The sequence below is a fragment of the Roseicella aerolata genome (assembly GCF_020523605.1).
Classification (GTDB): domain Bacteria; phylum Pseudomonadota; class Alphaproteobacteria; order Acetobacterales; family Acetobacteraceae; genus Paracraurococcus; species Paracraurococcus aerolatus.
Map to the genome: position 1 here is coordinate 203,586 of NZ_JAJAQI010000001.1, position 11,709 is coordinate 215,294.

The following is an 11,709-nucleotide window of genomic DNA, read 5'->3' on the forward strand; positions in this document are numbered from 1 at the left end:
GAGATTGAGCAATGTCCCATTTCCTCGACCGCCTTTCCTTCTTCAAGCGCCATGTGGAGGGCTTCTCCGGCGACCATGGCCGCGTCACCAACGAGCCGCGCGGCTGGGAGGACAGCTACCGTCAGCGCTGGGCGCATGACCGTGTCGTGCGCTCCACCCACGGGGTGAACTGCACCGGCTCCTGCTCCTGGAAGATCTACGTCAAGGGCGGCGTGGTGACCTGGGAAACGCAGCAGACCGACTATCCGCGCACGCGGCCCGGCCTGCCGAACCACGAGCCGCGCGGCTGCGCCCGCGGCGCCAGCTACAGCTGGTACCTCTACAGCGCGAACCGGGTGAAGCACCCGATGATGCGCAAGCGCCTGCTGAAGCTGTGGCGCGCCGCGCGGGCCGAGCATGCCGACCCGGTCGAGGCCTGGGCCAGCATCCAGTCCGATGAGCTGAAGCGCCGCGAATACCAGAAGGTGCGCGGCCTCGGCGGCTTCGTGCGCGTGTCCTGGGAGGAGGCGGAGGAGCTGATCGCCGCCGCCAATGTCCACACCGCCAAGAAGCACGGGCCGGACCGGATCATCGGTTTCAGCCCGATCCCGGCCATGTCCATGGTCAGCTACGCCGCGGGCAGCCGCTACCTGTCGCTGATCGGCGGCGTCTGCATGTCTTTCTACGACTGGTACTGCGACCTGCCCCCGTCCTCCCCCCAGACCTGGGGCGAGCAGACGGACGTGCCGGAGAGCGCGGACTGGTACAATGCCGGCTTCCTGATGATGTGGGGCTCCAACGTGCCGCAGACGCGCACGCCGGACGCCCATTTCATGACCGAGGCGCGCTACCGCGGCGCCAAGACCGTGGTGGTGACGCCGGACTATTCCGAGGCGAGCAAATTCGCCGACCTCTGGCTGCACCCGAAACAGGGCACCGACGCGGCGCTGGCCATGTCCATGGGTCATGTGATCCTGAGCGAGTGGCACGCGCAGGGGAAGGGCGACTACTTCCTCGATTACTGCCGGCGCTACACCGACATGCCGATGCTGGTGCTGCTGGAGGAGAAGGACGGCCGCCTGGTCGCGGGCCGGCAGCTCCGCGCCGCCGATCTGGACGGCGGCCTGGGCGAGGCGAACAACCCGGACTGGAAGACGGTCGCGGTGGATGACGCGACCGGCCGGCTCTACGCGCCGACCGGCTCCATCGGCTTCCGCTGGGGCGAGCAGGGCAAGTGGAACCTCGAGGGCCGCGACAGCCGCACGCTGGAGGTAACCACCCCGCGCCTGTCGCTGCTGGGCGAGGAGGAGGCCGAGGTCGGCTTCCCCTATTTCGGCGGCCGCGCCCCGGAATTCTTCAACCCGACCAGCCATGAGGAGGTGATCGACCGCTCCGTGCCGGTGCGGCGCGTGACGCTGGCCGATGGCACCACCCGCCTGGTCGCCACCGTCTACGACCTGTTCCTGGCGAATTACGGCGTGGCGCGCGACGGCAGCACCGATTTCGACGCCGACGCTCCCTACACCCCGGCCTGGGCGGAGAAGGTCTGCGGCGTGCGCCGCGGCGACATCATCGCCACGGCACGGGAATTCGCCGCCAATGCCGACAAGACCCATGGCAAGTCCATGGTCATCCTCGGCGCCGCGGTGAACCACTGGTACCATGGCGACATGATCTACCGCGGCATCATCAATCTGCTGGTGATGTGTGGCTGCATCGGCCAGTCCGGCGGTGGCTGGAGCCATTACGTGGGCCAGGAGAAGCTGCGCCCGCAGACCGGCTGGGTGCCGCTGGCCTTCGCCACCGACTGGTCGCGCCCGCCGCGGCAGATGAACAGCACCAGCTTCTTCTACGCCCATACCGGCCAGTACCGGTACGAGACCCTGGGCGTGGAGGGGCTGCTGTCGCCGACCGCGCCGAAGTCGCTCGAGGGTTCGCTGATCGACTTCAACGTCCGCGCCGAGCGCATGGGCTGGCTGCCCTCCGCGCCGCAGCTCGAGCAGAACCCGCTGCGCCTGGCCGCGGCGGCGAAGGCGGCGGGCGTCGCGCCGGCCGACTATGTGGCGCAGGGATTGCAGGACGGCGCGCTGCGGATGTCCTGCGAGGATCCGGAGAACCCGGCCAACTGGCCGCGCAACCTGTTCATCTGGCGCTCCAACCTGCTGGGATCCTCGGGCAAGGGGCACGAGTACTTCCTCAAGCACCTGCTCGGCACCACCAACGGCGTGCAGGGCAAGGACCTGGGCGAGGAAGGCAAGGCGAAGCCTTCCGAGATCACCTGGCGCGACGCGCCGGAGGGCAAGCTCGACCTGCTGGTCACGCTCGACTTCCGGATGAGCACGACCTGCGTGCATTCCGACATCGTGCTGCCGACCGCCACCTGGTACGAGAAGCACGACCTCAACACCTCGGACATGCACCCCTTCATCCACCCGCTCTCGGCGGCCGTGGACCCGGCCTGGGAGGCGAAGACCGACTGGGCGATCTTCAAGGGGATCGCGCGGAAATTCTCCGAGCTCTGCCCGGACCATCTGGGCGTCGAGCAGGACGTGGTGCTGAACCCGCTGATGCACGACACGGCGCAGGAACTGGCCCAAGGGCTGGTCCGTGACTGGAAGCGCGGCGAATGCGCACCTGTGCCCGGCAAGACCATGCCGGCGGTTGCCGTCGTGGAGCGCGACTACCCGCGCACCTATGCCCGCTTCACCGCGCTCGGCCCGCTGCTCGACAAGCTCGGCAATGGCGGCAAGGGCATCGGCTGGAAGACCGGGCATGAGGTGGAGTTCCTCGCCGGCCTGAACGGCACCGTCGCCGTGCCGGGCGTGGAGGGCAAGCGGCCACGGATCGAGAGCGACATCGACGCGGCGGAGGTAATCCTGTCGCTGGCGCCGGAGACCAACGGCCATGTTGCGGTGAAGGCGTGGGAGGCGCTGTCGAAGAATACCGGCCGCGACCATACCCATCTCGCGCGCGGCAAGGAGCATGAGACGATCCGCTTCCGCGACGTGCAGGCGCAGCCGCGCAAGATCATCTCCTCCCCCACCTGGTCGGGGATCGAGAGCGAGGAGGTCTGCTACAACGCCGGCTACACCAATGTGCATGAGCTGATCCCCTGGCGGACCCTCTCGGGCCGGCAGCAGCTGTACCAGGACCATGAGTGGATGCTGGCCTTCGGCGAGGCGCTCTGCGTCTACAAGCCGCCGGTGGACCTGAAGGCGCATATGGCGATGGTGGGGGCGAAGCCGAACGGCAATGCCGAGATCGCGCTGAACTTCATCACGCCGCACCAGAAATGGGGCATCCACTCCACCTACTCGGACAACCTCATCATGCTGACGCTGAACCGCGGCGGCCCGGTGGTGTGGCTGAGCGAGGTGGACGCGAAGAAGGCCGGGATCGAGGACAATGACTGGATCGAGGCCTTCAACCTGAACGGCGCGCTGACCGCGCGCGCGGTGGTCAGCCAGCGCGTGCCGGAAGGCATGGTGATGATGTACCACGCCCAGGAAAAGATCGTGAACACACCGGGCAGCGAGGTCATGCTGACCCGCGGCGGCATCCACAACAGCGTCACCCGCACCACGCCGAAGCCGACGCACATGATCGGCGGCTACGCGCAGCTCTCCTACGGCTTCAACTACCACGGCACCATCGGCACCAACCGCGACGAGTTCGTGGTGGTCCGCAAGATGGCCAAGGTGGACTGGATGGAAGAGCCCGCCGCGCCCGAGGCGCCGGCCGTGGCCGCGGAATAAGGAGACAGGACGATGAAGGTCCGCGCCCAGATCGCAATGGTGCTCAACCTCGACAAGTGCATCGGCTGCCACACCTGCTCCGTCACCTGCAAGCAGGTCTGGACCAGCCGGGAAGGCGTCGAATACGCCTGGTTCAACAATGTCGAGACCAAGCCCGGCATCGGCTACCCCAAGGACTGGGAGAACCAGGACAAGTGGAAGGGTGGCTGGAAGCGCAAGCGCAACGGCAAGCTGGAGCCGCGCATCGGCAACCGGCTGCGGGTGCTGGCGAACATCTTCGCCAACCCCGACATGCCGCAGATCGACGACTACTACGAGCCCTTCACCTTCGACTACGCGCACCTGCACAATGCGCCCGAATCGAAGGCGATGCCGACCGCGCGCCCCGTCTCGCTGATCACCGGCGAGAGAATGGAGAAGATCGAGTGGGGGCCGAACTGGGAGGAGATCCTGGGCGGTGAATTCTCGAAGCGCTCCAAGGACCGCAACTTCGACAAGGTCCAGAAGGACATCTACGGTCAGTTCGAACAGACCTTCATGATGTACCTGCCGAGGCTGTGCGAGCACTGCCTCAACCCGGCCTGCGTCGCCGCCTGCCCCTCGGGCTCGATCTACAAGCGGGAGGAGGACGGCATCGTCCTGGTGGACCAGGACAAGTGCCGCGGCTGGCGCATGTGCGTCTCGGCCTGCCCGTACAAGAAGATCTACTACAACTGGCAGTCCGGCAAGGCGGAGAAGTGCACTTTCTGCTTCCCGCGCATCGAGGCGGGCGAGCCCACCCTCTGCTCCGAGACCTGCGTCGGCCGCATCCGCTATCTCGGCGTCATGCTCTACGACGCCGACCGGATCGAGGCGGCGGCCAGCACGGAGAACGAGCAACAGCTCTACCGGGAGCAGCTCGACGTCTTCCTCGACCCCTCCGATCCGGAGGTGATCGCGGCCGCGCGGCGCGACGGCGTCCCGGAACTGTGGCTGGAGGCCGCCCGCAGGTCGCCGGTCTACAAGATGGCGATCGAATGGGGCGTCGCCTTCCCGCTGCACCCGGAATACCGCACCCTGCCCATGGTCTGGTACGTGCCGCCGCTCTCGCCGGTGCAGGCGGCGCATGAGGCCGGGCATGTCGGCTGGGATGGCGCGCTGCCGGATGTCAACGCGCTCCGCATCCCGGTGAAGTACCTGGCCAACCTGCTCACCGCGGGCGCGGAGGCGCCGGTGGTGCTCGCGCTGCAGCGCATGATGGCCATGCGCATGCACATGCGCGCCCGCACGGTGGAGAACCGGATGGACGCGGATGTCCTCAGGCAGGTCGGCCTTTCGGTCGAGCAGGTCGAGGAGATGTACAAGGTGATGGCGCTGGCGGATTACGAGGACCGCTTCGTCATCCCCTCCACGCACCGCGAATATGCCGAGAACACCTTCGATCTGAAGTCCTCCTGCGGCTTCAGCTTCGGCAATGGCTGCTCCACCAGCGGCTCCGCCGGCGCAAACCTCTTCTCCACCAAGAAGGCCTCGGCCGGGCACCAGGCACCGCGCGTGGAGTTCCGCCACGTGCCCGCCCGGCCGGAGCCGGCGAAGGCCAGCCGCCCCGCCGTGCCGCCGCCCACCGCGGCGCCGCGCGAGGCGGAGGAGGTCTGAGCATGCGCCCCTCCCTCCGCGCCCTCGCCGCCCTGCTCTCCTACCCCACGGCGGAGATGCAGGACGCGCTGCCCGAATTGCAGGCGGCACTTGCGGCGGATGCCGCGCTGGCCCCGGCCCTCCCGGGGCTCCAGGCCCTCATCGCCCATCTCGCGGGCGACGACCTGCTCGATCTCGAGGAGGAGCATGTCGCCCTCTTCGATCGCACGCGGAGCCTCTCGCTCAACCTGTTCGAGCATGTGCACGGGGACAGCCGCGAGCGCGGCCCCGCGATGGTGGAGCTGAACGGCATCTATGCCGAGGCGGGGCTCGAGCCCGCCGCCGGCGAGCTGCCGGACTATCTGCCGATGCTGCTCGAATATGCGGCGGTCGAGCCGGCGCGCGGCGCCGAGCTTCTGGCCAATGCCGGCCCGGTGCTGGACCTGCTGCATGGCCGGCTCTCGGCCCGGCAGGCGCCGCAGGCCGCGGTGCTGCATGCCGCGCTGCTGGTGGCCGGCCAGCCGCTCGGCCAGGTGCCCGCGACGGCCGAGCCGGAGCAGACGCCGGAGCAGCTCGATGCCGCCTGGGCGGAGGCGCCGGTCGTCTTCGGCCCCGGTGGCGACCCGGCGGCCGATTGCGGCGTGGATGCGCTGGCCGCCAAGCTCCGCGCCGCCCGCCGCAACCCCAACCCCATGCCCCCGCAGCGGCCCGTGATCCGTCACGTCGCCGCCGCCAGCCAAGGCTGAACCGCCATGTCCGACTATCTCCACATCCTGGCCTTCGGCATCTATCCCTATATCGCCGTCGCCATCCTCCTGCTCGGCAGCCTGGTCCGCTTCGAGCGGGAGCAGTATTCCTGGCGCAGCGGCTCCTCCCAGCTGCTGCGGACGCGCCAGCTCCGCATCGGCAGCAACCTCTTCCATGTCGGCATCCTGTTCCTGCTGGCCGGCCACACCATCGGCCTGCTGACGCCGCATGCGGTCTATGAGCTGGTGATCACCGCGCCGCAGAAGCAGATGCTGGCCATCGTCTCGGGCGGCATCGCCGGCACGGTCTGCTTCGTCGGCCTGACCATGCTGCTGCACCGGCGGCTGTTCGATGCGCGCATCCGCGCCACCTCCTCCACCGCGGACATCGCCATCCTGGCGCTGCTCTGGGTGCAGCTCGTGCTCGGCCTTGCCACGCTGCCCTTCTCGCTCGGCCACCGCGACGGCCAGGTGATGATGCAGCTCTCGCACTGGGCGCAGCACATCGTCACCTTCCAGCCCGGCGCCGCCAGCTACCTCGTCGGCGTGGACTGGGTGTTCAAGGCGCATATCCTGCTGGGCATCACCCTCTTCGTCGCCTTCCCCTTCTCGCGCCTCGTCCATATCTGGTCGGCGCCGCTCGGCTATGTCGTGCGCCCCTACCAGCTGGTGCGCCGGCGCGGCGCGGCGCGGCCCATCGCGGGGTCCGTGCGGTGATCCGCGTCGACAACGTCGAGATCCCGGAGGCGGCGGTCGCCGCGGAGATGCAGCACCATCCCGCGGCGACGCGGGATGGGGCCTGGCACGCCGCCGCGCAGTCTCTCGTCATCCGCCAGCTCCTGCTGGCGGAGGCAGCCCGCAAGGGCCATGACACGGAGGCGGAGGAGGCCGCCGTCTCCGCCCTGGTCACCGCCGAGGTGCAGGTGCCGGAGGCCGACGAGGCCACCTGCCGCCGCTGGTTCGAGGCGAACCGTGCCCGCCTGCGCAGCCCGGAAGCCTGGCAGGCCCGCCACATCCTGCTCGCCGCCGATCCCGAGGACCCCGCGGCGCGCGCGGCGGCCGAGGCGGAGGCCACCGCGATGATCGCCGAGCTGCGGGCCGACCCGGCGCGCTTCCCGGCTCTCGCGGCGCGCTCCGCCTGCCCCTCGGGGCAGGAGGGCGGCGATCTCGGCCTGATCGAGCCCGGCACCACCGTGCCGGAATTCGAGGCCGCGCTGCGCGCCCTCTCGCCGGGCGCGCTGCATCCGGTGCCGGTCGCCACCCGCTACGGCCTGCATGTGCTGCAGCTGCTGCGGCACGAGCCGGGGCGCGACCTGCCCTTCGAGGCGGTGCGGGAGCGGATCGCGGCCTGGCTGCGGGAGGCGAGCTTCCGCACCGCGGTGCGGCAGTACATCCAGGTTCTCGCCGGCCGCGCGCGGATCGAGGGCTTCACCCTCGCCGCGGCGGAAGGGCCGCTGGTGCAGTAGCCATGGCCGAGGCTCTCGCCCGGGTGGCGCCGCTCCAGCGGGCGCTGCTGCGCGACCCCATCGCCTTCCTCTCGGCCGAGCATGCGCGGCAGACCGTGCTGCTCGGCCATCTGGAGCGCGTGGCGCGCGCGCCACTGGCCCGGGCCGCGCCGGTCCTCGCCGCGATGCTGCTCGACTGGATGACCTCCGAACTGCCGACCCACATCGCCGATGAGGAGCGCTCGCTCTACCCGCTGCTCACGGCGCATGACACGGCGGGCGTGCTGGCCCGGCTGCAGGCGCAGCACCGGGGCGACAAGGCGGCGATCCCGGCGGTGGTCGCGGGGCTGCGGCGGGCGGCGGCGGGCGAGCCGCCGACACCGGATTTCGCCGCGGCCGCGCTCGCCTTCGCCGCCGGCCACCGGCGCCACCTGGCGCTGGAGGAGGCCGCGGTGACGCCGCTCGCCCGCCGCGTCCTCACCGAAGAGGCCCTGGCCGCGCTGGCCGATGAGATGGCCCGGCGCCGGTCCTGAAGGAAAAGCCGAGATGCCCGATGGTACGCTGATCTCCGCCCCGCTCGCCTGCTGCGACACGGCACCGGGGCTGCTGCCGCTCGCCGCGGCGCGGGAGCGCCTGCTGCGCGCGGCGGTGCCGGTCGTGGGGGAGGAGGCATTGCCGCCGGGAATGGCGCTCGGGCGCGTCCTCGCCGCCGCGCCGCGCGCCGCGCTCTCCCTGCCGCCCTTCGACCAGTCGGCGATGGATGGCTACGCCCTGCATGCGGCCGATCTGGCGCCGGGCGCCGCGCCCCGGGTCGCGCGCCGCATCACGGCGGGCGAGGCCGCCGGCCCGGCGATCGGCGCGGGGGAGGCGGTGCGGGTCCTGACCGGGGCGGCCCTGCCGCCCGGCGCCGCCGCGGTGGTGATGGAGGAGCATGTCGCGCTGCGGGACGGGCGCGTCTCGGCCCGCCGCCTGCCCCGGCCCGGCGCCAATATCCGCCGCCGGGGCGAGGACCTGGCCGAGGGCGACATCCTGCTCGCCCCCGGCATGCGGCTCGATGCCCGGCATGTCGCGCTGCTGGCCGCGGCGGGGGTCGGCACGGTCGCGGTGCGCCGGCAGGTCCGGGTCGCACTGCTGTCCAACGGCAATGAGCTCGGCACGGCCATCCGCGACAGCAACCGGCCGATGCTGGCGGCGCTGCTGGCACGGCCGGAGGTCACGCTGACCGATCTCGGCGTGCTGCCGGACGACCCGGAGGCGCTGGCCGCGGCGCTGCGCGGGGCGGCGGTGGGCCATGACCTGATCCTCGCCTCCGGCGGCATCTCGGGCAGCGATGCGGACCACCTGCCGGGCGCGCTGCGCGCGGCGGGCGGGGAGGCCGCGGTGCTGAAGCTCGCCCTCAAGCCCGGCAAGCCGCTGGCGCATGGCCGCATCGGCGGCGCGCTCTGCCTCTTCCTGCCGGGCAACCCGCTGGCGGCGCTGGTCGGCATGCTCACCCTCGGCCGGCCCCTGCTGGCGCGCCTGGCCGGCTTGGCGACGGAGATGGGGCCGGCGCCCCTCGCCGCGGTCGCCGCCGCGGGCTTCAGCCGCAAGCCGGGGCGGGAGGAATTCCTGCCCGCCCGCATCATCGACCAGGACGGTTTCGGGCTGCCGCTGCTGGAGCCGTCGGGACCCTTCGGCTCTGCCCGCCTCACGCCGCTCGCGGCGGCGGACGGGCTGCTCTGGCTGCCGGCCGCGACGGAGCGCGTCGCGCCCGGCGACATGCTGCGCTTCCACCCCTTCGCCGCCAGCTTCGGCCTGGCCTGAGCCGGCCGGCCCGACAGGAAAGGCTCCCCCTGCCATGGACATGCCCATGCCGCCGCCCGAGGGCACCGCGCTGCAGCGGCTGCTGGCCGGCTTCGACCGCTTCCGCCACCGGCATTTCGAGGCGGACCACGACCTCTATGACAGCCTGCTGGACGGGCAGCGGCCGGAGGTGATGGTCATCGCCTGCTCGGACAGCCGGACCGATCCGGCCATCATCTGCGGCGCCCGGCCGGGCGACCTCTTCGTCGTGCGCAACGTCGCCGCGCTGGTGCCGCCGCCGACCGCGGACGGCCAGCCGCACGGCACCGCCGCCGCCATCGAATTCGGCGTCATGGGCCTCGGCGTGCGGCATATCGTGGTGCTCGGCCATTCCTTCTGCGCCGGCATCCGCTGCCTGATCGAGCACGACCACGGCGCCCGGCGCTTCGACTACGTCTCCGACTGGGTGGGCGTGGCGCGGGAGGTGCGCGACGAGATGGACGGGCTGGTGACGGAGGCCGAGCGGGCGCTCATCGCCCGCCGGGCGGAGCAGGCGGCGGTGCTGGCCAGCCTGCGCCACCTCTCCGTCTATCCCTTCGTCGCGGAGCGGGTGGCGGAGGGCCGGCTGGCCCTGCATGGCTGGTACTTCCATTTCGGCTGGGGCGTGCTGCAGGCGGCCGAGGGGCCGCACGGCCCCTTCCGGCAGGCGGATGCGGCGGCGCCGCGCCCGGCGATCGGCAGGCTGGCCGAGGAGATCCCCGCGTGACCGCCACCGCCGCGCCCCCGGTGGCGGCCGGTGGCGCCGGGCCGGCCCTGTTCCGCCAGGGGCTCAGGCCCTTTTTCCTGCTTTGCGGCATCTGGGCCATGGTCACCATCGCGCTCTGGGTCGCGGCGCTGCATGGCGCCGCCCTGCCGGCGGGGCCGCTGCCCGCCGCCCGCTGGCACGGGCACGAGATGCTGGCGGGCTTCATCGGCGCCGCCATCGCGGGCTTCGTGCTGACCGCCATCCCGAACTGGACGGGACGGCCGCCCTATGCCGGGGCGCCCCTCGCGCTGCTGGCGGCGCTCTTCGTCGCGGCGCGGCTGGTGCTGCTGCCCGGCTCGCCGATGCCGCCCGGCCCCGCCGCCGTGATCGCCCTGCTGCCGCTGCCGGCGCTGCTGCTGACCGTGCTGCCCGCGCTGGTCAGGGCCGGGACGCCGCGGCTGTTCGGCCCGCCGGCGCTGATCCTTGCCTTCTGGGCGGGCGACCTGCTGATGCTGGGGGAGATGGCGGGGTGGTGGGACGGGACCTTCGCCATAGGCGAGTTGCTGGCCCTCAACATCGCCTTGGCGCTGGTCGGGCTGATCGGCGGCCGCATCATCCCGGCCTTCACCCGCAACGCCCTGAAGCAGGCCGGGCAGGCGGTGGAGATCCGGCCGCTGCCGGGGGTGGATGCCGCCGGCATCCTGGCGCTGCTCGCGGTCGTCGCGGTGGATCTCGCGGCGCCGGGCAGCCTGCTCGCCGGGCTGGCCGCGGCCATCGCCGCGGTGCTGGCGCTGCTGCGCCTTGCGCGCTGGCAGGGGCTGCGGACGCTGGGGCGGCCGATCCTGGCGGTGCTGCACCTGGCCTATCTGATGCTGCCGGTCGCGCTGGCGGTGAAGGCGGCGCATCTGCTGGGCGGTGCCGTCTGGGCGGCGCACTGGCTGCACCTGCAGGGGATCGGCGCCGTCGGGCTGATGATCCTGGCCGTCATGCCGCGGGCGACGCTCGGCCATACCGGGCACCCGCTGGTCGCCCCCCGGGCCATGCTGCTGGCCTGGGCACTGCTGCCGGCCGCGGCGCTGCTGCGCGCCTTCGGCCCGGCCGTCCTGCCGGGGCTGCTGCCCCATGCCGCCGCCGGCGCGGCCTGGGTGCTCGCCTTCGGCCTGTTCCTTGCCGCGCATGGGCCGATGCTGCTGCGGCCGCGGGCGGACGGGAAGCCGGGCTGACCCTGGCGCGTTCGCCCCCCACAACACAGGGGAAGGAGAGAGGGATGCGACAGCATGAGGAGCTTCCGGCCGCGGCCGGCGACGTGGCGCGGGCCTATCCGGAGCTCTACCGGGCCTATGCCGCGCTGGGGGAGGCCTGCGCCAAGGCCGGGCCGATCGACGGGCAGGCGCTGCGCCTGGTGAAGCTGGCGCTCGCCATCGGCGCCTGGTCCGAGGGCGGGGTGCATTCCCATTGCCGCCGCGCGCTGGAGGAAGGGATTCCGAAGGAGGCGCTGAAGCAGGTCGCGCTGCTGGCCATCCCGACGCTCGGCTTCCCGAAGGCGGTCGCGGCGCTGACCTGGATCGAGGACATCACCGACGGCAAGCGCACGACGCCGCAACCGCGGCCCTGACGGCCGCCCGCGGGGACTGCCGGGCAGC

Annotated in this window: 10 protein-coding genes; all 10 read left to right on the top strand. The window is 71.8% G+C overall.

Going from position 1 to position 11,709, the window contains the following annotated elements:
• The first annotated feature begins 11 nt into the window (after positions 1-11).
• From LHA35_RS00855 to LHA35_RS00900, 10 genes are read left to right on the top strand one after another with little or no spacing between them, the layout of a single operon-like run.
• Positions 12-3,734: a nitrate reductase subunit alpha gene (locus tag LHA35_RS00855; protein WP_226603284.1), complete on the top strand. Its 3,723-nt coding sequence runs from the start codon at positions 12-14 to the stop codon at positions 3,732-3,734.
• Between the two features lie 12 nt (positions 3,735-3,746).
• Positions 3,747-5,369: a nitrate reductase subunit beta gene (gene narH, locus LHA35_RS00860; protein ID WP_226603285.1), complete on the top strand. Its 1,623-nt coding sequence runs from the start codon at positions 3,747-3,749 to the stop codon at positions 5,367-5,369.
• A gap of 2 nt (positions 5,370-5,371) precedes the next feature.
• Positions 5,372-6,094 (top strand): nitrate reductase molybdenum cofactor assembly chaperone, encoded by a 723-nt coding sequence (narJ, locus tag LHA35_RS00865; protein ID WP_226603286.1) that lies wholly within the window; start codon positions 5,372-5,374, stop codon positions 6,092-6,094.
• A 6-nt stretch (positions 6,095-6,100) separates the two neighbouring features.
• Positions 6,101-6,811 (top strand): respiratory nitrate reductase subunit gamma, encoded by a 711-nt coding sequence (gene narI, locus LHA35_RS00870; protein ID WP_226603287.1) that lies wholly within the window; start codon positions 6,101-6,103, stop codon positions 6,809-6,811.
• On the top strand, positions 6,808-7,560 hold the full coding sequence (locus LHA35_RS00875) for a peptidylprolyl isomerase (RefSeq protein ID WP_226603288.1): 753 nt from the start codon (positions 6,808-6,810) through the stop codon (positions 7,558-7,560). The genes narI and LHA35_RS00875 overlap by 4 nt, the downstream gene beginning before the upstream one ends.
• 2 nt (positions 7,561-7,562) lie before the next feature.
• Positions 7,563-8,072: a hemerythrin domain-containing protein gene (locus LHA35_RS00880; protein WP_226603289.1), complete on the top strand. Its 510-nt coding sequence runs from the start codon at positions 7,563-7,565 to the stop codon at positions 8,070-8,072.
• A 13-nt stretch (positions 8,073-8,085) separates the two neighbouring features.
• The gene (locus LHA35_RS00885) at positions 8,086-9,342 is read left to right on the top strand and encodes a molybdopterin molybdotransferase MoeA (protein WP_226603290.1); all 1,257 of its coding nucleotides are present in this window, start codon (positions 8,086-8,088) and stop codon (positions 9,340-9,342) included.
• 34 nt (positions 9,343-9,376) lie between these two features.
• Positions 9,377-10,087 (top strand): carbonic anhydrase, encoded by a 711-nt coding sequence (locus LHA35_RS00890; protein WP_226603292.1) that lies wholly within the window; start codon positions 9,377-9,379, stop codon positions 10,085-10,087.
• Positions 10,084-11,289 carry an NnrS family protein gene (locus LHA35_RS00895; protein ID WP_226603294.1) on the top strand — a complete coding sequence of 402 codons (1,206 nt, stop codon included), beginning with the start codon at positions 10,084-10,086 and terminating at the stop codon, positions 11,287-11,289. The genes LHA35_RS00890 and LHA35_RS00895 overlap by 4 nt, the downstream gene beginning before the upstream one ends.
• Positions 11,290-11,333: 44 nt before the next feature.
• Positions 11,334-11,681: a carboxymuconolactone decarboxylase family protein gene (locus tag LHA35_RS00900; protein WP_226603298.1), complete on the top strand. Its 348-nt coding sequence runs from the start codon at positions 11,334-11,336 to the stop codon at positions 11,679-11,681.
• Positions 11,682-11,709: the final 28 nt, after the last annotated feature.

What these genes read in the sequence shown, in the direction of transcription:
- LHA35_RS00855 (WP_226603284.1), top strand. Translation starts at nt 12, where the DNA reads ATGTCCCATTTCCTCGACCGCCTTTCCTTCTTCAAGCGCCATGTGGAG.
- narH (WP_226603285.1), top strand. Translation starts at nt 3,747, where the DNA reads ATGAAGGTCCGCGCCCAGATCGCAATGGTGCTCAACCTCGACAAGTGC.
- narJ (WP_226603286.1), top strand. Translation starts at nt 5,372, where the DNA reads ATGCGCCCCTCCCTCCGCGCCCTCGCCGCCCTGCTCTCCTACCCCACG.
- narI (WP_226603287.1), top strand. Translation starts at nt 6,101, where the DNA reads ATGTCCGACTATCTCCACATCCTGGCCTTCGGCATCTATCCCTATATC.
- LHA35_RS00880 (WP_226603289.1), top strand. Translation starts at nt 7,563, where the DNA reads ATGGCCGAGGCTCTCGCCCGGGTGGCGCCGCTCCAGCGGGCGCTGCTG.
- LHA35_RS00885 (WP_226603290.1), top strand. Translation starts at nt 8,086, where the DNA reads ATGCCCGATGGTACGCTGATCTCCGCCCCGCTCGCCTGCTGCGACACG.
- LHA35_RS00890 (WP_226603292.1), top strand. Translation starts at nt 9,377, where the DNA reads ATGGACATGCCCATGCCGCCGCCCGAGGGCACCGCGCTGCAGCGGCTG.
- LHA35_RS00900 (WP_226603298.1), top strand. Translation starts at nt 11,334, where the DNA reads ATGCGACAGCATGAGGAGCTTCCGGCCGCGGCCGGCGACGTGGCGCGG.